This is a genomic window from Micromonospora sp. NPDC049139 (genome assembly GCF_055586845.1).
This window is the reverse complement of record NZ_JBVJHK010000014.1, coordinates 133893-156439: the sequence shown is the minus strand read 5'-3', so window position 1 is coordinate 156439 and position 22547 is coordinate 133893. Positions and strand designations below refer to the sequence as shown.

The 22547-nt window shown below is 73.5% G+C and carries 22 protein-coding genes; 20 read left to right on the top strand and 2 right to left on the bottom strand.

Features of this window, described 5'->3' with window-relative positions:
• Positions 1–109: 109 nt before the first annotated feature.
• Both aroC and ACZ6Q9_RS22785 read left to right on the top strand, forming a co-directional pair.
• Positions 110–1288, top strand: a complete 1179-nt coding sequence (aroC, locus tag ACZ6Q9_RS22790; protein ID WP_350708967.1) for a chorismate synthase — start codon at positions 110–112, stop codon at positions 1286–1288.
• Between the two features lie 46 nt (positions 1289–1334).
• Positions 1335–1838 carry a shikimate kinase gene (locus ACZ6Q9_RS22785; protein ID WP_350708966.1) on the top strand — a complete coding sequence of 168 codons (504 nt, stop codon included), beginning with the start codon at positions 1335–1337 and terminating at the stop codon, positions 1836–1838.
• 133 nt (positions 1839–1971) lie between these two features.
• Here ACZ6Q9_RS22785 and ACZ6Q9_RS22780 read toward each other — a convergent pair whose 3' ends face one another.
• Positions 1972–2700: an alpha/beta fold hydrolase gene (locus ACZ6Q9_RS22780; protein WP_393263788.1), complete on the bottom strand. Its 729-nt coding sequence runs from the start codon at positions 2698–2700 to the stop codon at positions 1972–1974.
• An 81-nt stretch (positions 2701–2781) separates the two neighbouring features.
• Here ACZ6Q9_RS22780 and ACZ6Q9_RS22775 point away from each other — a divergent pair, with 81 nt between their 5' ends.
• The 5 genes from ACZ6Q9_RS22775 (at position 2782) to nusB (ending at position 6850) form a co-directional block, all read left to right on the top strand.
• The gene (locus tag ACZ6Q9_RS22775) at positions 2782–3747 is read left to right on the top strand and encodes a helix-turn-helix transcriptional regulator (RefSeq protein ID WP_393263786.1); all 966 of its coding nucleotides are present in this window, start codon (positions 2782–2784) and stop codon (positions 3745–3747) included.
• Positions 3748–3881: 134 nt separating this feature from the next.
• Positions 3882–4958, top strand: coding sequence for a 3-dehydroquinate synthase (gene aroB / locus ACZ6Q9_RS22770; protein ID WP_393263784.1), 1077 nt, complete (start codon positions 3882–3884; stop codon positions 4956–4958).
• Positions 4955–5410, top strand: a complete 456-nt coding sequence (aroQ, locus tag ACZ6Q9_RS22765) for a type II 3-dehydroquinate dehydratase (RefSeq protein WP_393263782.1) — start codon at positions 4955–4957, stop codon at positions 5408–5410. Before aroB ends, aroQ begins: the two co-directional genes overlap by 4 nt.
• Positions 5411–5858: 448 nt before the next feature.
• Complete coding sequence (efp, locus tag ACZ6Q9_RS22760; RefSeq protein ID WP_013285503.1) at positions 5859–6416, top strand: elongation factor P; 558 nt, start codon at positions 5859–5861, stop codon at positions 6414–6416.
• Between the two features lie 23 nt (positions 6417–6439).
• Entirely contained in the window at positions 6440–6850 is a 411-nt protein-coding gene (gene nusB, locus ACZ6Q9_RS22755) for a transcription antitermination factor NusB (protein ID WP_176737511.1), read from the top strand.
• A 113-nt stretch (positions 6851–6963) separates the two neighbouring features.
• Here the strand turns inward: nusB and bldD are convergent, their stop codons facing one another.
• A complete protein-coding gene (bldD, locus tag ACZ6Q9_RS22750; RefSeq protein WP_013285505.1) occupies positions 6964–7452 on the bottom strand; it encodes a transcriptional regulator BldD in 489 nt (162 codons plus the stop codon).
• Positions 7453–7736: 284 nt separating this feature from the next.
• Between bldD and pyrR the strand changes: the two genes are divergently transcribed.
• The 13 genes from pyrR to metK all read left to right on the top strand — a co-directional run bounded on the left by pyrR (position 7737) and on the right by metK (position 22519).
• Positions 7737–8321 (top strand): bifunctional pyr operon transcriptional regulator/uracil phosphoribosyltransferase PyrR, encoded by a 585-nt coding sequence (gene pyrR / locus ACZ6Q9_RS22745; RefSeq protein ID WP_393456472.1) that lies wholly within the window; start codon positions 7737–7739, stop codon positions 8319–8321.
• Positions 8318–9244, top strand: coding sequence for an aspartate carbamoyltransferase catalytic subunit (locus ACZ6Q9_RS22740; RefSeq protein WP_091095578.1), 927 nt, complete (start codon positions 8318–8320; stop codon positions 9242–9244). The genes pyrR and ACZ6Q9_RS22740 overlap by 4 nt, the downstream gene beginning before the upstream one ends.
• Complete coding sequence (locus ACZ6Q9_RS22735) at positions 9241–10572, top strand: dihydroorotase (protein WP_393456475.1); 1332 nt, start codon at positions 9241–9243, stop codon at positions 10570–10572. The genes ACZ6Q9_RS22740 and ACZ6Q9_RS22735 overlap by 4 nt, the downstream gene beginning before the upstream one ends.
• On the top strand, positions 10569–11732 hold the full coding sequence (gene carA, locus ACZ6Q9_RS22730; protein ID WP_393456478.1) for a glutamine-hydrolyzing carbamoyl-phosphate synthase small subunit: 1164 nt from the start codon (positions 10569–10571) through the stop codon (positions 11730–11732). Before ACZ6Q9_RS22735 ends, carA begins: the two co-directional genes overlap by 4 nt.
• Positions 11725–15198 (top strand): carbamoyl-phosphate synthase large subunit, encoded by a 3474-nt coding sequence (carB, locus tag ACZ6Q9_RS22725; protein WP_396829480.1) that lies wholly within the window; start codon positions 11725–11727, stop codon positions 15196–15198. The genes carA and carB overlap by 8 nt, the downstream gene beginning before the upstream one ends.
• A 97-nt stretch (positions 15199–15295) precedes the next feature.
• Positions 15296–16327: a quinone-dependent dihydroorotate dehydrogenase gene (locus ACZ6Q9_RS22720; protein WP_396829481.1), complete on the top strand. Its 1032-nt coding sequence runs from the start codon at positions 15296–15298 to the stop codon at positions 16325–16327.
• 106 nt (positions 16328–16433) lie between these two features.
• Positions 16434–17708: an adenosylmethionine--8-amino-7-oxononanoate transaminase gene (locus tag ACZ6Q9_RS22715; protein WP_393263775.1), complete on the top strand. Its 1275-nt coding sequence runs from the start codon at positions 16434–16436 to the stop codon at positions 17706–17708.
• Between the two features lie 102 nt (positions 17709–17810).
• Positions 17811–18647, top strand: a complete 837-nt coding sequence (gene pyrF / locus ACZ6Q9_RS22710) for an orotidine-5'-phosphate decarboxylase (RefSeq protein ID WP_396829482.1) — start codon at positions 17811–17813, stop codon at positions 18645–18647.
• Positions 18648–18825: 178 nt separating this feature from the next.
• Positions 18826–19143 (top strand): integration host factor, actinobacterial type, encoded by a 318-nt coding sequence (gene mihF, locus ACZ6Q9_RS22705; protein ID WP_007458370.1) that lies wholly within the window; start codon positions 18826–18828, stop codon positions 19141–19143.
• 25 nt (positions 19144–19168) lie between these two features.
• Positions 19169–19702 carry a guanylate kinase gene (locus tag ACZ6Q9_RS22700; protein WP_396829483.1) on the top strand — a complete coding sequence of 178 codons (534 nt, stop codon included), beginning with the start codon at positions 19169–19171 and terminating at the stop codon, positions 19700–19702.
• Between the two features lie 46 nt (positions 19703–19748).
• The gene (rpoZ, locus tag ACZ6Q9_RS22695) at positions 19749–20012 is read left to right on the top strand and encodes a DNA-directed RNA polymerase subunit omega (RefSeq protein ID WP_101366725.1); all 264 of its coding nucleotides are present in this window, start codon (positions 19749–19751) and stop codon (positions 20010–20012) included.
• A 14-nt stretch (positions 20013–20026) separates the two neighbouring features.
• Positions 20027–21235, top strand: coding sequence for a bifunctional phosphopantothenoylcysteine decarboxylase/phosphopantothenate--cysteine ligase CoaBC (gene coaBC / locus ACZ6Q9_RS22690; protein ID WP_393263768.1), 1209 nt, complete (start codon positions 20027–20029; stop codon positions 21233–21235).
• A gap of 90 nt (positions 21236–21325) precedes the next feature.
• Positions 21326–22519 carry a methionine adenosyltransferase gene (metK, locus tag ACZ6Q9_RS22685; protein WP_393263766.1) on the top strand — a complete coding sequence of 398 codons (1194 nt, stop codon included), beginning with the start codon at positions 21326–21328 and terminating at the stop codon, positions 22517–22519.
• The last annotated feature ends 28 nt before the right edge of the window (positions 22520–22547 follow it).

Below are 22547 nucleotides of genomic sequence, written 5' to 3'. Positions count from 1 at the left end.
CCCTGTCCCGGCTTCGGGCGCCGGCCGCTCGTCGGACGGCGGCGTCCGCAGGGCGGGACGCGGCGGGCACCGTACGGCGGCGGCCACCGGGCGTGACAGACTGACCGCTGTGTTGCGCTGGTTGACTGCAGGGGAATCGCACGGTCCCGCCCTCGTCGCGTTGCTGGAGGGCGTGCCCGCCGGCGTCGAGGTGACCACCGGGGACATCGCCGGTGAGCTGGCCCGGCGCCGGCTCGGCTACGGCCGGGGCGCCCGGATGTCGTTCGAGCAGGACGAGGTCGAGATCATCGGCGGGCTCCGGCACGGCGTGACCCTCGGCAGCCCGGTCGCGATCCGGGTCGGCAACTCCGAGTGGCCCAAGTGGCGCACCGTGATGGCCGCCGACCCGGTCGACCCGGCGGAGCTGGCCAGCCAGGCCCGCAACGCGCCGCTCACCCGCCCCCGGCCGGGCCACGCCGACCTGGCCGGCATGCAGAAGTACGGCCACACCGACGCCCGGCCGATCCTGGAGCGGGCCAGCGCCCGGGAGACCGCCGCCCGGGTCGCCGTCGGCACGGTCGCCAAGGCGCTGGTCCGGCAGGCGCTCGGCATCGAGATCGTCTCCCACGTGGTCGAGCTGGGCCCGGTCGCCGTCAAGCCCGGGCTGCGCCCGGTGCCCGAGGACGCCGCCCGCATCGACGCCGACCCGCTGCGTTGCCTCGATCCCGAGGCCAGCGCCCGGATGGTCGCCGAGGTCGACGCCGCGAAGAAGGCCGCCGACACCCTGGGCGGCGTCGTCGAGGTGCTGGCGTACGGGGTGCCGCCGGGTCTGGGCAGCCACGTGCAGTGGGACCGCAAGCTCGACGCCCGGCTCGCCACCGCGCTGATGTCCATCCAGGCGATCAAGGGCGTCGAGATCGGGGACGGCTGGCAGCAGGCGCGTTCCCGCGGCTCCGAGGCGCACGACGAGATCGTGCCCACCGCCACCGGCGTACGCCGGGTCACCGACCGGGCCGGCGGGCTGGAGGGCGGCATCACCACCGGCGAGCCGCTGCGGGTGAAGGCCGCGATGAAGCCGATCTCGTCGCTGAACCGGGCCCTGGCGACGGTGGACGTCACCACCGGCGAGCCGGCCACCGCCATCAACCAGCGCTCGGACGTCTGCGCGGTGCCCGCCGCCGCGGTCGTCGCCGAGGCGATGGTGGCGTTGGTGCTCGCCGAGGCGGCCACCGAGAAGTTCGGCGGCGACTCCGTCGCCGAGATCCGCCGCAACCTGGCCGGCTACCTCGACGCGTTGGTGATCCGGTGAGCGCGGGCGGGTCGGCCGGGCGCGGGGGCGCCGGGCGGTGCCGCTGATGGCGCCGGTCTGCGTGCTGGTCGGGGCGCCGGGCTCCGGCAAGACCACGATCGGGCAGGCGCTCGCGGAGCTGCTCGGGGTCGAGTTCCGCGACACGGACGTGGACATCGAGCGGCTCGCCGGCAAGCCGATCCCGGAGATCTTCATCGACGAGGGCGAGGCCCACTTCCGTGCCCTCGAACGGGCGGCGGTGGCGGCGGCGCTGGCCTCCTGCGAGGGGGTGCTGGCCCTCGGCGGCGGCGCGGTCCTCGCGGAGGAGAACCGCGCCGCCCTGGTCGGGCACCCCGTGGTGCACCTGTCCGTGGAACTGCCCGACGCCGTCAAGCGGGTCGGGCTGGGGGCGGGCCGGCCGCTGCTGGCGATCAACCCGAGGGCGACGCTGAAGCACCTGCTGGACCAGCGCCGCCCGCTCTACGCCGAGGTGGCCACCGCGACCGTGGTCACCGACGGGCGGGCCCCGGAGGAGATCGCCGCCGAGGTCGCGGCGCTGCTGAAGCACTGAGCGGCCGGCCGGCCGCGGCGCAACGTCAGGAGTGCGCCGCGACCGGATCCGGCGGGCGGGACCGCCGCCGCGCGGGGTGCGCCGTCCGCCCGGGCCGGGTGCCACCGTCACGGTGTGGCCGCTCAGGCTGTCGTCAGCTCCCGGCGATCCGGTCGAGCACGTCCGCCAGGCCCTTCGGCTCGCTGAGCATCGGCCAGTGCCCGGTGGGCAGCGCGTGCAACTGGCCACCGGCCAGCCCCGCGAAGAACGGGTGCCCCTGCGCGATCAGGCCCTCCACCACCTCCAGCGGGAAGGTGCTGGCCACCAGCGCGGTCGGCACCGCGCGCCCACCGGTGCGGCGCACCGGGTCGGTGGCGGCGCGCAGCGGATGGGGGGTGGCGCGTCGCCGCAGCAGCGCGAGCGCGGCGGCGTCCAGGCCGGCCAGGTTCGCCGGGTCCTCGGCCGGGTCCCACGCGGGCGGGGGCAGCAGGTGGCCGTCGCCGATCCGGGCGCGCAGCCGCTCCTGCTCCTCCGGCGGGTTGGCGTCGAACTGCGCCATGCCGTCCGGCATCGGCCCGCTCTCCACATAGACCACCCGGGCGATCCGGTCCGGGACGCGCTCCGCCGCCTGGGTCACCGGCAGCCCGCCACCCGAGTGCCCCACCAGCACCACGTCGTGCAGGTCCTCCACCTCGATCAGCCGGACGACGTCGGTGGTGTGCGTCTCCAGGCCCACCTCGGGGCCGGCCAGGTGGGCGCGCTCGGCCAACCCGGTCAGCGTCACCGGGTACACCTCGTGGCCCTGCTCGCGCAGCGCCGCGGTCACCTCCCGCCATGCCCAACCACCCAGCCAGAAGCCCGGAACCAGCACGAACGTCGTCATCTGCCTTCTCCCTCTGTCGTCGCTCCGGGAGACCGTACGATCGAATCCGGACGCTTTCCGCCCTGATTGAAGGAGTGGCTCGTGTCACATCCCGCCGCCAGGGTGCTCGGCATGCTCGAGCTGCTCCAGAGCCACCACCGGCTCACCGGGGCCGAGCTGGCCCGCCGGCTGTCGGTGGACGAGCGCACCGTGCGGCGCTACGCCGCGACGCTGGCCGAGCTGGGCATCCCGGTGGCCGCCGAGCGCGGCCGCCACGGCGGCTACCGGCTGCGCCCCGGCTACAAGCTGCCGCCGCTGATGCTCACCGACGACGAGGCGGTGGCCGTGCTGCTCGGGCTGGTCGCCGCCGAGCGGCTCGGGCTGGGCACCGAGGAACCGGCGACCGCCACCGCGCTGGCCAAGATCCGCCGGGTGCTCCCGTTCGCGCTGGGCGACCGGCTAGCCGCGGTGCAGGAGCACCTCGGCTTCACGCTGCGGCGCCCCACGGCGGAGGCCCGCCCGGCGACCGGGACGTTGCTCACCCTCGGCGCGGCCGCCCGGCACCGGCGCCGGGTGCGGTTGGACTACCGCTCCTGGTCCGGCGCAGCCTCCCGGCGGCAGCTCGACCCGTACGGCCTGGTCTTCCACGCCGGCCGGTGGTACGTGACGGGGCACGACCACCTGCGCGGGGAGGTGCGCACGTTCCGCCTGGACCGCATCGGCGAGGTGGAGACGGGGACCGAGACCTTCGTCGTGCCCGACGGCTTCGACCCGGTGGCCGAGGTGACCCGCTCGCTGGCCGGCGTGCCCTACGCCCACGACGTCGAGGTGCTGCTCGAGACCGACCTGGCGACCGCCCGACGGCGGGTCCCGCCGAGCGTGGCCGAGCTGGCGGAAAGCGCCGACGGGGTGCTGTTGCGCACCCGCGCGGAGAACCTCGACGGGATGGCCCAACTGCTCGCCGGGCTGGGCTGGCCGTTCACCGTGCTGAGCCCGGACGCCCTGCGTACCGCGGTGACCGAGCACGCCCGCCGGCTCGCCGGTTGGGCCGGACGGACGCCGGGTTGACCCGGCCGCCGGCGGCCCGGTCGCCTCGGTGCCGGCGGCCCGGTCGCCTCGTGCCGGCGGTTCCGACGGGCCGGGGTGGCCACCACGTGGACAGTCCCGGTCCGGGACCGGACGGCTGGACTAGGCTGCCGGCGATGGACGAAATGACCCGGATCCCCGTCGGCGGCGAGCGCCCGTACGACGTGCTGGTGGGACGCGACCTGCTCGACGCGCTGCCCGGCCTGCTGCCGGGCGCGACCCGGGTGGCGGTGCTGCACGCGCCCCCGCTCAAGGAGTTGGCCGACGCGATCGGCGACCGGCTGCGCGCGGCCGGCGTCGCGCCGCTGCCGATCGAGGTGCCGGACGCCGAGGCGGGAAAGCACATCCACGTCGCCGCGGCCTGCTGGGACAGGCTGGGCGAGGCCGGGTTCACCCGCAGCGACGCGGTGGTCGGGGTGGGCGGCGGCGCCGTCACCGACCTGGCCGGCTTCGTGGCGGCGTCCTGGCTGCGCGGCGTGCGCTGGGTGCCGGTGGCGACCTCACTGCTGGGCATGGTCGACGCCGCGGTGGGCGGCAAGACCGGGATCAACACCTCGGCCGGGAAGAACCTGGTGGGTGCGTTCCACCCGCCGGTCGGGGTCCTCGCCGACCTGGCGACCCTGGACAGCCTGCCCCCGGCCGACCTCGCCGCCGGCCTCGCCGAGGTGGTCAAGTGCGGGTTCATCGCCGACCCGGTGATCCTCGACCTGGTGGAACGGGACCCGGCGGCGGCCACCGACCCGACCGGCCCCGTGACGCGGGAGCTGATCGAGCGGGCGATCCGGGTCAAGGCCGACGTGGTCTCCGGCGACCTGCGCGAGTCGGGGGTGCGGGAGGTGCTCAACTACGGTCACACCCTCGCCCACGCCATCGAGAAGGAGGAGGGCTACCGCTGGCGGCACGGGCACGCGGTGGCCGTCGGCATGGTCTACGCCGGTGAGCTGGCGCGGCTCGCCGGCCGCCTGGACGCCGCCACGGCGGAGCGGCACCGCACGGCGATGGCGGCGTTGGGCCTGCCCACCAGCTACCCGGCCGACGCCTGGCCCCGGCTGCTGGCCACGATGCGGGTGGACAAGAAGGCCCGGGGCAGCCAACTGCGCTTCGTGGTGCTGGACGGGCTGGCCCGCCCCGCCATCCTCGAGGGCCCGGCGGACGACCTGCTGGAGGCGGCCTACCGCGAGGTCGCGGCGTGAGGGTCCACGTGCTCAACGGCCCCAACCTCGGCCGGCTCGGCACCCGTCAGCCGGACGTCTACGGCGCGACCAGCTACGCAGACCTCGTGGCGCTCTGTGAGGCGACTGGGCGTGAGCTCGGCCTGGACGTGACCGTCCGGCAGACCGACGCCGAGCACGAACTGCTGGGCTGGCTGCACGCCGCCGCCGACGAGGGCGCCGCGGTGGTGCTCAACCCGGCGGCCTGGTCGCACTACTCGTACGCGGTCCGGGACGCCTGCGCGATGCTGCGCGGGCCGCTGGTCGAGGTGCACATCTCCAACATCCACGCCCGGGAGGAGTTCCGGCACCACTCCGTGGTCTCGGCGGTCGCGACCGGGGTGATCTGCGGGCTCGGCGTCGACGGCTACCGCCTGGCCCTGCACCACCTGGCCCACCTGGCCCGCCTGGCCCACGGAAACCGAAACCGCTGACGGCGCGACCGCCGAACAAGCGGGGATCCGCCAGCCGGGGTCGGAATCCGGTTACTCGTCGCGCGGAGTGACGCTCGACGCTCGTCACTCCGCGTCACTGCTTTCCTCGCGTCCGTGAAACGCCTCGCGGACGCTTTGCTCTGCACCCACATGCGCACCGGCGGCCTGAGCTGGGAGTCTTCGGCCGGCCGCGAGAGGCCGCTGCGCGACGAATGTCACACAGGGTGAACGGTGCGTCCGTGGGTGCAGAGCAAAGGGCGCGCGAGGTGGGTGTCCGACGGGCGAGCGGCATGTGCGAAGCGTCACGGGCGTGGAGCGGGGGAGACGGCCGGTGGTGCGGGCGGGGCGGGGGCGGACGCGGCGGGCGCCGGTAGACGGCGGGCAGCGGCGCGCGGCGCAACTAGTAGACTTGCCAGGTCTGTCCGCCAATTGATGATCAAGGCAGGAAATGGCCACCACCAACGACCTGAAGAACGGCCTGGTACTCAACCTCGACGGAGAGCTCTGGGCCGTCGTCGAGTTCCAGCACGTCAAGCCCGGTAAGGGTGGTGCGTTCGTGCGTACCACGCTGAAGAACGTGCTGTCCGGCAAGGTGGTCGACAAGACCTTCAACGCGGGCACCAAGGTCGAGACCGCGACCGTGGACAAGCGCACGATGCAGTATCTGTACGCCGACGGCGAGGACTACGTCTTCATGGATCTGGAGACGTTCGACCAGATCACCGTCCCCGGCGGCACCGTCGGCGAGGCGGCGAACTACCTGCTGCCCGAGGCCGAGGCGACCGTCGCCACCCACGAGAGCGTCCCGCTCTACATCGAGCTGCCGACCAGCGTCGTGCTGGAGGTCACCTACACCGAGCCGGGTCTGCAGGGCGACCGGTCGACCGGCGGCAACAAGCCGGCCACCGTCGAGACCGGCGCGACCGTGCAGGTCCCGCTCTTCATCACCACCGGCGAGAAGATCAAGGTCGACACCCGCGACGGCCGTTACCTCGGCCGCGCCTGATGGCCGAGGGTCCCAAGCAGCAGATGCCGGCGCGCCGCAAGGCGCGCAAGCGGGCGCTGGACGTACTCTTCGAGGCCGACCTGCGGGACCGCCCGCCGGTCGAGGTGCTCGCCGGCTACATCGAGCGGATCGAGAAGCCCCGGCCCGAGCACCTGGGATACGCGGTGAGCCTGGTCGAGGGGGTGGCCGCGCACCTCGACCGGATCGACGAGGTGATCGCCAGCTACGCCGAGGGCTGGACGCTCGACCGGATGCCCGTGGTCGACCGCAACCTGGCCCGCATCGCGGTCTACGAGCTGCTCTACGTCGACGAGATCGACGACGCGGTGGCGATCAGCGAGGCCGTCGAGCTGGCCCGGCAGATGTCGACCGACGACTCCCCGCGCTTCCTCAACGGGATCCTCGGCCGCATCGCCGAGTACGCCACCCGCTGAGGCGGCCCGCAGCATTCCCGGCATTCGCGGCGTCCTCGCCGCCGGCGGCCGTGTGACACGTACGACAGAAGGGGCCCGTGCCGGACGGCACGGGCCCCTTCTCGTGGTCGGGCTCAGGAGGCGAAGAACGCCCGCGGGTCGGCGACCAGCACACCGTGCTCGGTGAGCCGCTCGATCAGGCCGGACGGCGAGGCGTCGTAGACGATCGCGAGCGCGCGCAGGTCGTCGGCGCGGATCGAGAGCACGCGCCCGTTGTAGTCACCGCGCTGCTGCTGGATGGCGCGCGCGTAGCGGGCGACGTAGGCCAGGTCCTCGGAGGCCTCGTCGTACAGCCGCTCCAGGTCCAGGACGATCTTGCTGGTGGGCTCGTGGCGCACCCCGCTGCCGTCGGGCAGCAGCTCCGAGACGGGAACGCGGTAGAAGTCGGCCAGCTCGGCCAGGCGCGACACCGTGACGGCGCGGTCGCCGCGCTCGTACGAACCGACCACCACCGCCTTCCACCGCCCGTTCGACTTCTCCTCCACGCCCTGCAGGGACAGGCCCTGCTGCTGGCGGATGGAGCGCAGGCGGGCGCCCAGAGACTTGGCGTATTCAGAGGGCATTCGGACACTCCCAGTGCTGCTCGGGGTTCTCCCAGCGATCGCTACGGAGCGTGACGGTACGGGGATTGCGACACGTGGTCAAGTGGTCGTGACCCTACCGTTGGGGACCGTCGGGAGAGTTGTCCCGTTTCGTCGGCTGATTAGAGGGTCAGTGGCCGGCGGCGGTTGGCGCGGTGACCACTGGTAACGTGGCGTGAAGCCCCGGTCCGGGCCGCTCGCGGTCCGGCACCGGCATCCGACGTCCTTTAACGACCCGTCCCGTGAGGCGGGGAAGGAGGTCCGCCGTGGCCTACCCACCGGCTGCCCAGTCGTCGCCGCCGCGACAACCCTCGGTGAAGGTGATCCTCGCCAGCGCCGACGTCCAGCGCGTGGTCGACCGCATCGCCCACCAGATCCTGGAAAAGACCCAGGGCGCCGAGAACACCGTCCTGCTCGGCATCCCCACCCGGGGCGCCCCGCTGGCGAAGCGGCTCGCCGCCCGGATCAGCACCTTCGAGGACGTGGCCGTCCCGGTCGGCGTGCTCGACATCACCCTCTACCGCGACGACCTGCGCCGGCACGCCACCCGCGCGGTCGGGCCGACCCAGGTGCCGCCCGGCGGCATCGACGGCAAGCGCGTCATCCTCGTCGACGACGTGCTCTTCTCCGGCCGTACGGTGCGGGCCGCGCTCGACGCGCTCAACGACGTGGGGCGCCCGGCGTCCGTCCAGCTCGCCGTCCTGGTCGACCGCGGGCACCGCGAGCTGCCGATCCGCGCCGACTACGTCGGCAAGAACATCCCGACCTCCCTCGCGGAGAGCGTGAAGGTCACCCTCGCGGAGACCGACGGCACCGACGAGGTCAAGCTGTACGGGGGGACCCCCTCATGATCAGGCACCTGCTCTCCGGCGCCGACCTCGACGCCGCCACGGCCACCCAGATCCTGGACACCGCCGCCGAGATGGCCACCGTCGCCGGCCGGGAGGTCAAGAAGCTGCCCGCCCTGCGGGGTCGCACCGTGGTGAACCTCTTCTACGAGGACTCCACCCGGACCCGGATCTCGTTCGAGGCGGCGGCGAAGCGGCTCAGCGCCGACGTGATCAACTTCTCGGCCAAGGGCTCCAGCGTGGCGAAGGGCGAGAGCCTGAAGGACACCGCGCTGACCCTCCAGGCGATGGGCGCCGACGCGGTGGTCGTCCGGCACCCCGCCTCCGGCGCCCCGCACCGGCTCGCCGACTGGGTCGACGGCTCGGTGGTCAACGCCGGCGACGGCACCCACGAGCACCCCACCCAGGCGCTGCTCGACGCGTACACGATGCGCTCCCGGCTGGGGCGGCTGGCCGGCCTGTCGGTCGCGGTGGTCGGGGACGTGCTGCACAGCCGGGTGGCCCGCTCCAACGTGCTGCTGCTGTCCACCCTCGGCGCCAAGGTGACCCTGGTCGGGCCGCCGACACTGATCCCCGTCCACATCGCGCAGGCGCTCGCGCCCGGCACCGACGTCTCCTACGACCTCGACGCGGTGCTGCCGCAGTCGGACGTGGTGATGATGCTGCGGGTGCAGCGGGAGCGGATGAACGACTCCTACTTCCCGTCCGCCCGCGAGTACGCCCGCCGCTACGGCCTGGACGGCCCGCGGATGCGCCGGCTGCCCGAGCACGCGATCGTCATGCACCCCGGCCCGATGAACCGGGGCATGGAGATCACGCCCGAGGTCGCCGACTCGCCCCGCTCCACCATCGTTGAACAGGTCGCCAACGGCGTCTCCGTCCGGATGGCCGTCCTCTACCTGCTGCTCGGGGGGAACAACCGGTGAGCTCGTACCTCATCTCCAACGTGAGCGTCGTCGGCGCCGCGCCGACCGACCTGCTGATCCGCGACGGCGTCGTCGCGGCCGTCGGCGCCGGGCTGGACGCGCCGGACGCCACCGTCGTCGACGGCACCGGGCTGGTCGCCCTGCCCGGCCTGGTCGACCTGCACACCCACCTGCGCGAGCCCGGCCGGGAGGACGCCGAGACCGTCGAGTCCGGTTCCCGGGCGGCGGCGCTCGGCGGCTACACCGCCGTCTGCGCGATGGCCAACACCTCGCCGGTCGCCGACACCGCCGGCGTGGTCGAGCAGGTCTGGCGGCTCGGCCGGGAGGCCGGGCTGGTCGACGTGCAGCCCATCGGTGCGGTCACCGTCGGTCTGGCCGGCGAGCAGCTCGCCGAGCTGGGCGCGATGGCCGACTCGGCGGCCCGGGTGCGGATCTTCTCCGACGACGGGCACTGCGTCGCCGACCCGAAGCTGATGCGCCGCGCCCTGGAGTACGTGAAGGCGTTCGACGGGATCATCGCCCAGCACGCCGAGGAGCCCAGGCTCACCGAGGGCGCGCAGATGCACGAGGGCGAGGTGTCGACCCGGCTCGGGCTGACCGGCTGGCCGGCGGTCGCCGAGGAGGCGATCATCGCGCGGGACGTGCTGCTCGCCGAGCACGTCGGCAGCCGGCTGCACGTCTGCCACGTCTCCACCGCCGGCAGCGTCGAGGTGCTGCGCCAGGCCAAGGCCCGGGGCATCCGGGTCACCGCCGAGGTGACCCCGCACCACCTGCTGCTCACCGACGAGGTCGTGAGCGGGAGGAGTGAGCTTGCGAGCCCCGCACTGGCGAACAACTGGAGCCCAGCCGGAGCCTACGACCCGGTCTACAAGGTCAACCCGCCGCTGCGCACCGCGACCGACATCGCCGCGCTGCGGGCCGCCCTGGTCGAGGGCGTGATCGACATCGTCGCCACCGACCACGCCCCGCACGCGGTGGAGGACAAGGAGTGCGAGTGGGCGTACGCCCGGCCGGGCATGCTCGGCCTGGAGACGGCGCTGTCCATCGCCCTCGACGTGCTCGGCCCCGAGTGGGACCTGATCGCCGAGCGGATGTCGCGCACCCCGGCCCGGATCGCCGGCCTGGAGGGGCACGGCCTCGACCCGGCGCCCGGCGTGCCCGCCAACCTGACCCTGGTCGACCCGGCCGCCCGCCGCACCATCGAGCCGGCGGAGCTGGCCAGTCGCAGCCGCAACACCCCGTACGCCCGCATGACGCTGCCGGGTCGCATCGTGGCGACCTTCCTGCGCGGCGAGCCGACGGTCCTGGACGGAAAGGCCATCAAGTGACCCGCAGACAACCGGCGATCCTCGTCCTCGAGGACGGGCGCACGTTCCACGGCGAGGCGTACGGCAGCGTCGGGGAGACCTTCGGCGAGGCGGTCTTCAACACCGGCATGACCGGCTACCAGGAGACCCTGACCGACCCCTCCTACCACCGGCAGGTGGTCGTGCAGACCGCCCCGCACATCGGCAACACCGGCGTCAACGGCGAGGACGACGAGTCCGGCCGGATCTGGGTCGCCGGCTACGTGGTCCGCGACCCGGCCCGGATCGGCTCGAACTGGCGGGCCACCGGCGGGCTGGAGGACCGGCTGGCCGCCGAGGGCGTGGTCGGCATCAGCGGCGTCGACACCCGGGCGCTGACCCGGCACCTGCGCGAGCGCGGCGCGATGCGGGTCGGCATCTCCAGCGTCGAGACCGATCCCCGCGCGCTGCTGGCCCGGGTGCGGCAGTCCCCGGAGATGGTGGGCGCGGACCTCTCGGCCGAGGTGACCACCGCGAAGCCGTACGTGGTGGCGGCCGAGGGCGAGCACCGGTTCACGGTGGCCGCGCTGGACCTGGGCATCAAGCGCAACGTGCCGCGCCGGCTGGCCGCGCGCGGCGTCACCACCCACGTGCTGCCCGCCACGTCCACCATCGACGACCTGCTCGCCACCGGCGCGGACGCCGTCTTCTTCTCGCCCGGCCCCGGCGACCCGGCCACCGCGGACGCGCCGGTGGCGCTGGCCCGCGAGGTGCTGCGCCGGAAGGTGCCGCTGTTCGGCATCTGCTTCGGCAGCCAGATCCTCGGCCGGGCGCTCGGCTTCGGCACGTACAAGCTGGGCTACGGCCACCGGGGGATCAACCAGCCGGTGCTCGACCGGGTCACCGGCAAGGTCGAGGTGACCAGCCACAACCACGGCTTCGCGGTCGAGGTCCCGGGCGCACGGCAGGGCGCCGTCGTACCCGATCAGGTGATCGAGACCGAGTTCGGTGGCGTCCAGGTCAGTCACGTCTGCCTCAATGACAACGTCGTCGAGGGGCTGCGGGCCAAGGACGTGCCCGCCTTCACCGTCCAGTACCACCCGGAGGCGGCAGCCGGTCCGCACGACGCGGACTACCTCTTCGACCGCTTCGCCGAGCTGATCGAGGGCCGGACCCAGAACGAGGGGCGCACACATGCCTAAGCGGACCGATCTCAAGCACATCCTGGTGATCGGCTCCGGGCCGATCGTGATCGGGCAGGCCTGCGAGTTCGACTACTCCGGCACCCAGGCCTGCCGGGTGCTGCGCAGCGAGGGGATCCGGGTCAGCCTGGTCAACTCGAACCCGGCGACGATCATGACGGACCCGGAGTTCGCCGACGCCACCTACGTCGAGCCGATCACCCCGGAGTTCGTCGAGCTGGTCATCGCCAAGGAACGCCCGGACGCGATCCTGCCCACCCTGGGCGGGCAGACCGCGCTGAACACCGCGGTCGCCCTGCACGAGGCGGGCGTGCTGGACAAGTACGGCGTCGAGCTGATCGGCGCCAACATCGAGGCGATCAACCGGGGCGAGGACCGCCAGCTGTTCAAGGACATCGTCGCCAAGGCCGGCGTACGCCTGGGCCTGGCCGACCCGTCCGGCCTGGTGCCCCGGTCCCGGGTCTGCCACTCGATGGCCGAGGTCGAGGCCACGGTCGCCGAGCTGGGCCTGCCGGTGGTGATCCGGCCGTCGTTCACGATGGGCGGCCTCGGCTCCGGCATGGCGCACACCCCGGAGGAACTGGCCCGCATCGCCGGCGACGGGCTCACCGCCAGCCCGGTGCACGAGGTGCTCATCGAGGAGAGCGTGCTCGGCTGGAAGGAGTACGAGCTCGAACTCATGCGCGACCGGCACGACAACGTGGTGGTCGTCTGCTCGATCGAGAACGTCGACCCGATGGGTGTGCACACCGGCGACAGCGTCACCGTGGCCCCGGCCATGACGCTGACCGACCGGGAGTACCAGCAGTTGCGCGACCTGGGAATCGCGGTGCTGCGCGAGGTCGGCGTGGACACCGGCGGCTGCAACATCCAGTTCGCGGTGAACCCGGCCGACGGCCGGATCGTCGTGATCGAGATGAACCCCCGGGTGTCCCGGTCGTCGGCCCTGGCCTCCAAGGCCACCGGCTTCCCGATCGCGAAGATCGCCGCGAAGCTGGCCATCGGCTACACCCTGGACGAGATCCCCAACGACATCACGCTGAAGACCCCGGCGGCGTTCGAGCCGACCCTGGACTACGTGGTGGTGAAGATCCCGCGGTTCGCGTTCGAGAAGTTCCCCGGCGCGGACCCGGAGCTGACCACCACGATGAAGTCCGTCGGCGAGGCGATGAGCCTGGGCCGCAACTTCAGCGAGGCGCTGAACAAGGCGATGCGCTCGCTGGAGACCAAGGCGGGCGGCTTCTGGACGCTGCCCGACCCGGCCGGCGCGACGAAGGAGAACACCCTCGCCGCGCTGCGGATGCCGCACGACGGCCGGCTCTACACGGTGGAGCGGGCGCTGCGGCTGGGCGCCTCGATCGCCGAGGTGGCCGCCGCGTCCGGCGGGATCGACCCGTGGTTCCTGGACCAGATCGCCGCCCTGGTCGAGCTGCGCGCGGAGATCGTCGCCGCGCCGGTGCTCGACGCCGACCTGTTGCGCCTGGCCAAGCGGGCCGGGTTGTCCGACCGGCAGCTCGCCGCGCTGCGCCCGGAGCTGGCGGCCGAGGACGGCGTACGCACGCTGCGGCACCGCCTGGGCGTCCGCCCGGTCTACAAGACCGTGGACACCTGCGCCGCCGAGTTCGAGGCGACCACGCCCTACCACTACTCCTCCTACGACTCGGAGACGGAGGTCGTCGGGTCGGACCGGCCGAAGGTGCTGATCCTCGGCTCCGGGCCGAACCGGATCGGGCAGGGCATCGAGTTCGACTACTCCTGCGTGCACGCGGTTCAGGCGCTGCGCAGCGCGCCGGTCGGCACAGCCGCTGCGTCCGCTTCGGGCGCCGCGGGCGCCGCTGCGTCCGCTTCGGGCGCCGCGGGCGCCGCTACGTCCGCTTCGGGCGCCGCTGCGTCCGCTTCGGGCGCCGCCGGCGCCGGTTTCGAGACCGTGATGGTCAACTGCAACCCGGAGACGGTCTCCACCGACTACGACACGGCCGACCGGCTCTACTTCGAGCCGCTCACCTTCGAGGACGTGCTGGAGGTCTGGCACGCGGAGGACTCCTCCGGCAGGGCGGCCGGCGGGCCGGGCGTGGTCGGGGTGATCGTGCAGCTCGGCGGGCAGACCCCGCTGGGCCTGGCGCAGCGGCTCAAGGACGCGGGCGTGCCGGTCGTCGGCACCTCCCCGGAGTCGATCCACCTGGCCGAGGAGCGGGGCGCGTTCGGGGCGGTGCTGGCCCGGGCGGGGCTGCGCGCCCCGGCGCACGGCATGGCCACCTCGTACGACGAGGCGAAGGCGATCGCCGACGAGATCGGCTACCCGGTGCTGGTCCGGCCGTCGTACGTGCTGGGCGGGCGCGGCATGGAGATCGTCTACGACGACGCGACGCTGCGCGACTACATCGGGCGGGCCACCGACATCTCCCCGGACCACCCGGTGCTCGTGGACCGGTTCCTCGACGACGCCATCGAGATCGACGTGGACGCGCTCTGCGACGCCGACGGCGAGGTCTACCTCGGCGGGGTGATGGAGCACATCGAGGAGGCGGGCATCCACTCCGGCGACTCGTCCTGCTCGCTGCCGCCGATCACCCTGGCCGGCTCGCACGTCGCGCAGGTCCGCCGGTACACGGAGGCGATCGCCCGGGGCATCGGCGTGCGCGGCCTGCTCAACGTGCAGTACGCGCTGAAGGACGACGTGCTCTACGTGCTGGAGGCGAACCCCCGCGCGTCCCGGACGGTCCCGTTCGTCTCCAAGGCCACGGCGGTGCCGCTGGCGAAGGCGGCGGCCCGGATCGCGCTCGGCGCCACCATCGCCGAGCTGCGTGCCGAGGGGCTGCTCCCGGCCACCGGGGACGGCGGCTCGCTGCCGGCCGGCGCCCCGATCGCGGTCAAGGAGGCGGTGCTGCCGTTCAAGCGGTTCCGCACCCCGACGGGCAAGGGCATGGACTCGCTGCTCGGGCCGGAGATGAAGTCGACCGGCGAGGTGATGGGCATCGACACGGCCTTCGGGAACGCCTTCGCCAAGTCCCAGTCGGCCGCGTACGGCTCGCTGCCGACCGCCGGGAAGATCTTCGTGTCGGTCGCCAACCGGGACAAGCGCGGCATGATCTTCCCGGTGAAGCGCCTGGCCGACCTGGGCTTCGAGATCGTCGCCACCACCGGCACCGCCGAGGTGTTGCGCCGGCACGGCATCGCCTGCGAGCAGATCCGCAAGCACTACGAGTCCGGCGCGGGCGAGGACGCGGTGTCGCTGATCCTCGGCGGCGACGTCGCCCTGGTCATCAACACCCCGCAGGGCTCGGGTGCCAGCGCCCGCTCGGACGGCTACGAGATCCGCAGCGCCGCCGTCACGGCGGACATCCCGTGCATCACCACCGTGCCGGGCGCGGCGGCGGCCGTGATGGGCATCGAGGCGCGCATCCGGGGCGACATGCAGGTCCGCCCCCTCCAGGAGCTGCACGCCGCCCTGCGGGCCGCCGAGTGACCCGCCCCCAGCCGGTTGATCATGAGGTTGTTGTCGTGACACGCCGGTGCGACGGGCAACAACCTCATGATCAACGGGGGCCAGGAGGGTGGGCGCGGTGATCTTTGAGCGGGTGGTGCGGCCGGGGCTGTTCCGGATCGGGGCGGGGGACGCCGAGGTGGCGCACGAGTGGACGCTGCGCCGGCTGGCGGGACTGTCCCGCCGGCCGGCGGCGCTGGCCGCCCTGCGCGCCCGGTACGCCGTCCGGGCGCCGCGCACGGTGTTCGGCGTCGAGTTCCCCAATCCGGTGGGGCTCGCCGCCGGGATGGACAAGGACGGCGCGGCGCTGCCGGCGTGGCCGGCGCTGGGCTTCGGCTTCGTCGAGGTCGGCACGGTCACCGCGCACCCGCAGCCGGGCAATCCGCGGCCCCGGCTGTTCCGGCTGCCCGACAGCGAGGCCGTGGTCAACCGGATGGGCTTCAACAACGCCGGCGCCGAGGCCCTCGCGGCCCGGCTGGCGGCGCTGCCCCGCCCGCTCGGGGTGCCGCTGGGCATCTCGCTCGGCAAGTCCAAGGTGACCCCGCTGGACGGGGCCGTGGAGGACTACCTCGCCTCCTACCGGGCGCTGCGCGGGCACGGCGACTACTTCGCGGTCAACGTCTCCTCGCCGAACACCCCGGGCCTGCGCGCGTTGCAGGACCGGTCGCACCTGGACGCCCTGCTCGCCGCGCTGGTGGGGGAGAAGCCGGTGCTGGTGAAGATCGCCCCCGACCTCACCGAGCCGGCGATCGCCGAGCTGTTGGAGGTCTGCCTGGCGCGGGGCGCGGCGGGGGTGATCGCCACCAACACGACCCTGGCGCGCGACGGCCTCGCCCCGGCCGACCGGGAGCGCGGCGCGCAGGCGGGCGGCCTGTCCGGCCGGCCGCTGGCCGACCGGGCCCGCGAGGTGGTGTCGTTCGTGCACCGGGAGACCGGCGGGCGGCTGCCGGTGGTCGGCGTCGGCGGCATCCTCGACCCCGACGACGCCGCCCGGATGTTCGACGCGGGCGCCGCCCTGGTCCAGCTCTACACGGGCTTCATCTACCGCGGCCCGGCCCTGCCCCGGGCCGTCGCCCGCGCCACGGCCGCCGCCCCGGCACCGGCCCGGTGACCGCAGTACCCGTGATCTTGCACTTTCCGCCCCGGCCAATGCCTCATACCGGACGAGAAGGGGGCCACAAGTGCAAGATCGCGGGGGCGACGACGAAGGAGCGCGCGTGACACCCGAGGAGATCCTGGCGGCCGACCGCCGGCACGTCTGGCACCCGTACGCGGCCCTGCCGCCGGCCAGCCCGCCCTACGTGGTGGAGGGCGCACAGGGCGTACGACTGCGGCTGGCCGACGGCCGGGAGCTGGTCGACGGGATGTCGTCGTGGTGGGCGGCGATCCACGGCTACCGGCACCCCGTGCTCGACGCGGCGGTCACCGACCAGCTCGGCCGGATGAGCCACGTGATGTTCGGGGGGCTCACCCACGAGCCCGCGGTCCGCCTGGCGGCCACCCTCGTCGAGTTGGCCCCGGACGGGCTGGAGCACGTCTTCCTGGCCGACTCCGGCTCGGTCGCCGTCGAGGTCGCCGTGAAGATGTGCCTGCAGTACCAACGCGCCACCGGCCGGCCGGAACGCCGCCGGCTGGGCACCTGGCGGGGCGGCTACCACGGCGACACGTTCCACCCGATGAGCGTCTGCGACCCCGAGGGCGGGATGCACCACCTCTGGGGCGACGTGCTGCCCCGCCAGGTCTTCGCCCCCGTCCCGCCCGGCGGCTTCGACACCCCGCCCGACGCCGCCTACGAGGCGGCCCTGGTCGAGGCGGTCGAGCGGCACGCCCACGAGCTGGCGGCGGTCATCGTGGAGCCGGTCGTCCAGGGCGCCGGGGGCATGCGCTTCCACCACCCGCACTACCTGCGGGTGCTGCGCGAGGTCACCCGGGCGCACGGGGTGCTGCTGGTCTTCGACGAGATCGCCACCGGCTTCGGCCGGACGGGCGCCATGTTCGCCGCCGAGCACGCCGGGGTGGTGCCCGACGTGATGTGCGTGGGCAAGGCGCTCACCGGCGGCTACCTGACGCTGGCCGCCGCGCTCTGCACGGCGGAGGTCGCCCGGGGCATCTCCGCCGGCGGGGTGCTGGCGCACGGCCCGACGTTCATGGGCAACCCGCTGGCCTGCGCGGTCGCCAACGCGTCCCTGGGCCTGCTGCGGGCCGGGGACTGGGCGGGGCAGGTGTCGAGGGTGCGGGCGGGCCTGCGGGCCGGCCTGGAGCCGTTGCGGGGCGCGCCGGGGGTGCGCGACGTGCGGGTGCTCGGCGCGATCGGCGTGGTGCAGCTCGACCACGAGGTGGACCTCGCCGCCGCCACCGCCGCCGCAGTCGCCGAGGGCGTCTGGCTGCGGCCGTTCCGCGACCTGGTCTACACCATGCCGCCGTACGTCACCGACGACGCCGACCTGGCCCGGATCGCCGCCGGGGTGGCCGCCGCCGTGCGGGCCGGCTGAGCCGCCGGTCACGGTCCGGCGGGAGTACGCGGGCGGCGCGCCGCCCGCAGACGAGCGTGCCCCGGGCGGCGGACGCCCGGGCGAGGAGAGGGAGAGAACCGGATGGAGAGCTTCGGCGCCCGCCTGCACCGGGCCGTCAACGAGCGTGGGCCGCTCTGCGTCGGCATCGACCCGCACCCGGGGCTGCTGGCCCGCTGGGGGCTCGACGACGACGTCCGGGGGCTTGACCGGTTCGCCCGGACGGTCGCGGAAGCCCTCGGTGACCGGGTCGCGGTGGTCAAGCCCCAGTCGGCCTTTTTCGAACGGTTCGGCTCGCGCGGAGTGGCGATCCTAGAGTCAACTATCCGACAGTTACGCGAGGCCGGCTCGCTCGTTCTCCTCGACGCCAAGCGCGGCGACATCGGCTCGACCGTCGCCGCGTACGCCTCGGCGTACCTTGACCCATCCAGTCCGGTCCATGTCGACGCGGTGACGGCCAGCCCGTACCTCGGCGTCGGCTCGCTCGCCCCGATGTTCGATCTGGCTGCCGAGCACGGCGGCGGGGTCTTCGTGCTGGCGCTCACCAGCAACCCCGAGGGCGCCGCCGTGCAGCGCGCCCGCACCGCCGACGGGCGGACCGTGGCGCAGACCGTCATCGACGAGATCTCCCAGCTCAACGCGGGTGCGGAGCCGCTCGGCAGCTTCGGCCTGGTGGTCGGCGCGACCATCGGCGACACCGGCCACGACCTGTCCCGGGCCAACGGCCCGCTGCTCGCCCCGGGCCTCGGGGCGCAGGGCGCCACCGCGGCGGATCTGCGCGTCGTCTTCGGCTCCAGTCTGCCCGCCGTGCTGCCCTCGTACTCCCGCGAGGTGCTGAACGCGGGCCCGGACCCGGCCGCGCTGCGGGCCGCCGCTGACCGGGCCCTGACCGACTGCCGGGCTGCCCTGACCGCCGGCTGACTGACTGACGGCTCGGTCACTTTGCGATGATCATCGCGCGTCCACGTTGCCGAAACCGTCGTTGGCCGCTAGTTTTCCCGGCGCTGGGAACCATGGACCCCTTGGTTCACAGCGACACCACGTTTCACAGATGCGGCGTGGCGTCCCGCCCGTCGCGATAGGGACCTGAGGAGAACTGGTGCCGCTCCCGTCACTGACCCCGGAACAGCGCGCTGCCGCGCTGGAGAAGGCCGCGGAGATTCGCAAGGCCCGTGCTGAGCTGAAGGAGCAGCTCAAGCAGGGCAAGACCACCCTCGGAGCCGTCCTCGAGCGCGCCGAGTCCGACGACGTCGTCGGCAAGCTCAAGGTCTCCGCCGTGTTGCAGGCGATGCCGGGTATCGGCAAGATCCGGGCCACCCAGATCATGGAGAAGCTCAAGATCGCCGACAGCCGTCGCCTGCGTGGCCTCGGCGAGCAGCAGCGCAAGGCACTGCTTGGGGAGTTCGCCGCCAACTGAGGCTGGCAGCGTGTAGAAACAAGCAGTGAGCACGGATGACGAGGCGCGCCCGGCGGCTCGGCTCACTGTCCTGGCCGGACCTGAGGGTTCGGGCACGGAGAGTGTCGTCGAGTGCGTCCGGGCGCGTTCTCCGTCCGTGTGGGTCCCGGTGCCGGCCACCACGCGCCCCCGTCGGGAGGGCGAGCTGGACGGGGTGGACCGCCTCTTCCTGACCCCGCCGGAGTTCGACCGCATGGTCGCGGCGGGGGAGCTGCTGGAGTGGAGCCGGGCCGGACCCCACCGGCGCGGCACGCCGGGCGGGCCGGTGCGGGCCCGGCTGGCCGTCGGGCAGCCGGTGTTGCTCGGCCTCGACCTCGCCGGCGCGCTGCTGGTCCGGGCGGCGCTGCCCGACGCCCGGCTGGTGCTGCTGCACCCGCCCGGCATCGTCCCCCCGGCGGGCACCCTCGCCGCGTTCGACCACACCGTCCCGCACGGCCTCACCGATCGGGTCGTCGAGGAGCTGGTAGGCTTGTCCGGTTCTTCTTTCCTGGCTCCGGCGCGACCGCATCTGCGCGGTTGAGCGCCAGCACCGCTGTCCGCGGTGCGATAGACGCAGAGGTTAATTCGTGGGATCCATCGCAAGCCCCGAAGGCATCACCAACCCGCCGATCGACGAGCTCCTCGAGAAGACGACGTCGAAGTACGCGCTGGTCATCTTCGCCGCCAAGCGCGCGCGCCAGGTCAACGCCTACTACAGCCAGCTCGGTGAGGGCCTGCTGGAGTACGTCGGCCCGCTGGTCGAGACCACCCCGCAGGAGAAGCCGCTCTCCATCGCCATGCGCGAGATCAACGCGGGCCTGCTCACCGCCGAGCCGACCGACCAGCCGTAACCCGCCCCGCGCCGATGTCCCCCCGGATCGTCCTCGGGGTCGGCGGCGGCATCGCCGCCTACAAGGCGTGCGAGCTGCTGCGACTCTTCACCGAGTCGGGTCACCGGGTCCGGGTCGTGCCGACCGCGTCGGCGCTCCGCTTCGTCGGGGCGCCGACCTGGGCGGCGCTCTCCGGCCAGCCGGTCGCCGACGACGTCTGGTCCGACGTGCACGAGGTGCCGCACGTCCGGCTCGGCCAGCAGGCCGACCTCGTCGTGGTCGCGCCGGCCACCGCCGACCTGCTCGCGAAGGCCGCCCACGGCCTCGCCGACGACCTGCTGACCAACACGTTGCTCACCGCCCGCTGCCCGGTCGTGCTGGCCCCGGCCATGCACACCGAGATGTGGGAGCACCCCGCCACCGTCGCCAACGTCGCGACGCTGCGCTCCCGCGGCGTCCGGGTGGTCGAGCCCGCCGTCGGCCGGCTCACCGGGGCCGACACCGGCAAGGGTCGGCTGCCCGACCCGGCGGAGATCTTCGCGGTCGCCCGCCGGGCCCTGGCCCGAGGCCTCGCCGCCCCCGCCGACCTGGCCGGGCGGCACGTGGTGGTGACCGCCGGCGGCACCCGCGAGCCCCTCGACCCGGTCCGTTTCCTGGGCAACCGCTCCTCCGGCAAGCAGGGCTACGCCTTTGCCCGCTGCGCCGTCGCCCGCGGGGCCCGGGTCACCCTGATCTCGGCCAACGTCTCGCTGCCCGACCCGGCGGGCGTCGACCTGGTCCGGGTCGGCACCACCGCCGAGCTGCGCGAGGCCACGCTCGCGGCGGCCGCCGGGGCCGACGTGGTGGTGATGGCGGCGGCTCCGGCCGATTTCCGCCCGGCGACCTACGCGCCTGGCAAAATCAAGAAGTCGGACGACGGCGACGCACCCACCATCGCGCTCGTCACCAACCCGGACATCGCCGCCGAGCTGGGCCAGCGCCGTCGCCCGGAGCAGGTGCTGGTGGTGTTCGCCGCGGAGACCGGCGACGCCGAGGCCAACGGCCGGGCCAAGCTCGCCCGCAAGCGGGCGGACCTCATCGTCATCAACGAGGTCGGCACCGACAAGGTCTTCGGCGCCGACACCAACGCGGCGACCGTCATCGGCGCGGACGGGTCGGTCAGCCGGCTGCCCGAACAGTCCAAGGAGGACCTCGCCGACGCCGTCTGGGATCTCGCGGCGGCCCGGTTGCCCGACCGTTCCTGACGGCTGGAACCGAGCATGACCGAAGGCCCCCGGCGCGCGCGCGGATGACTAGACTTCCGCGGAACGACTTATCCACAAGCTAGGAGTGCCGTGACACGCCGCCTCTTCACTTCCGAATCGGTCACGGAAGGCCACCCGGACAAGATCGCCGACCAGATCAGCGACGGCATTCTCGATGCCCTGCTCGCCGAGGACCCGCGCAGCCGGGTCGCGGTCGAGACCTTGATCACCACCGGCCAGGTGCACATCGCCGGCGAGGTGACCACCAAGGCGTACGCCGACATCCCGACCATTGTCCGTCGGACCATCCTCGACATCGGCTACGACTCGTCGAAGAAGGGCTTCGACGGCGCTTCCTGTGGCGTCAACGTCTCCATCGGTGCCCAGTCGGCGGACATCGCCCAGGGCGTCGACAACGCCTTCGAGCTGCGTACCGGGGCCTCGGAGAGCGCGCTGGACGCCCAGGGCGCCGGCGACCAGGGCATGATGTTCGGGTTCGCCTGCTCGGAGACGCCCGAGCTGATGCCGCTGCCGATCGCGCTGGCGCACCGGCTGGCCCGCCGGCTGTCGCAGGTGCGCAAGGACGGCACCATCCCCTACCTGCGCCCGGACGGCAAGACCCAGGTCACCATCGAGTACGAGGGGCTGCGCCCGGTCCGGCTCAACACGGTGGTCGTCTCCAGCCAGCACGCCGCGGACATCTCGCTGGAATCGCTGCTCACCCCCGACGTGCGCGAGCACGTCATCGCCCCGGAGCTGGAGAGCCTCGGCCTGGACACCGAGGGCTACCGGCTGCTGGTCAACCCGACCGGCCGGTTCGAGATCGGCGGGCCGATGGGCGACGCCGGCCTGACCGGACGCAAGATCATCGTCGACACCTACGGCGGGTACGCCCGGCACGGCGGTGGCGCGTTCTCCGGCAAGGACCCGTCGAAGGTCGACCGCTCGGCGGCGTACGCGACCCGCTGGGTGGCCAAGAACGTGGTCGCCGCCGGCCTGGCCGAGCGGTGCGAGGTGCAGGTCGCCTACGCGATCGGCAAGGCCCACCCGGTCAGCCTCTTCGTCGAGACGTTCGGCACCGAGACCGTGCCGGTCGCCTCGATCGAGCAGGCCGTCACCGAGGTCTTCGACCTGCGGCCGGCCGCCATCATCCGCGACCTCAACCTGCTCCGCCCGATCTACCAGCAGACCGCCGCGTACGGCCACTTCGGCCGTGAGCTGCCGGACCTGACCTGGGAGAGCACCGACCGGGCCGCCGACCTCAAGTCGGCCGCGGGAGCCTGACCGGCACCAGGCGCAGCGACCGGCGACC

What these genes read in the sequence shown, in the direction of transcription:
- nusB (WP_176737511.1), top strand. Translation starts at nt 6,440, where the DNA reads ATGCCGGCGCGCCGCAAGGCGCGCAAGCGGGCGCTGGACGTACTCTTC.
- bldD (WP_013285505.1), bottom strand. Translation starts at nt 7,452, where the DNA reads ATGCCCTCTGAATACGCCAAGTCTCTGGGCGCCCGCCTGCGCTCCATC.
- ACZ6Q9_RS22780 (WP_393263788.1), bottom strand. Translation starts at nt 2,700, where the DNA reads ATGACGACGTTCGTGCTGGTTCCGGGCTTCTGGCTGGGTGGTTGGGCA.
- aroB (WP_393263784.1), top strand. Translation starts at nt 3,882, where the DNA reads ATGGACGAAATGACCCGGATCCCCGTCGGCGGCGAGCGCCCGTACGAC.
- ACZ6Q9_RS22740 (WP_091095578.1), top strand. Translation starts at nt 8,318, where the DNA reads ATGATCAGGCACCTGCTCTCCGGCGCCGACCTCGACGCCGCCACGGCC.
- pyrF (WP_396829482.1), top strand. Translation starts at nt 17,811, where the DNA reads ATGGAGAGCTTCGGCGCCCGCCTGCACCGGGCCGTCAACGAGCGTGGG.
- ACZ6Q9_RS22785 (WP_350708966.1), top strand. Translation starts at nt 1,335, where the DNA reads ATGGCGCCGGTCTGCGTGCTGGTCGGGGCGCCGGGCTCCGGCAAGACC.
- coaBC (WP_393263768.1), top strand. Translation starts at nt 20,027, where the DNA reads ATGTCCCCCCGGATCGTCCTCGGGGTCGGCGGCGGCATCGCCGCCTAC.
- carB (WP_396829480.1), top strand. Translation starts at nt 11,725, where the DNA reads ATGCCTAAGCGGACCGATCTCAAGCACATCCTGGTGATCGGCTCCGGG.
- efp (WP_013285503.1), top strand. Translation starts at nt 5,859, where the DNA reads ATGGCCACCACCAACGACCTGAAGAACGGCCTGGTACTCAACCTCGAC.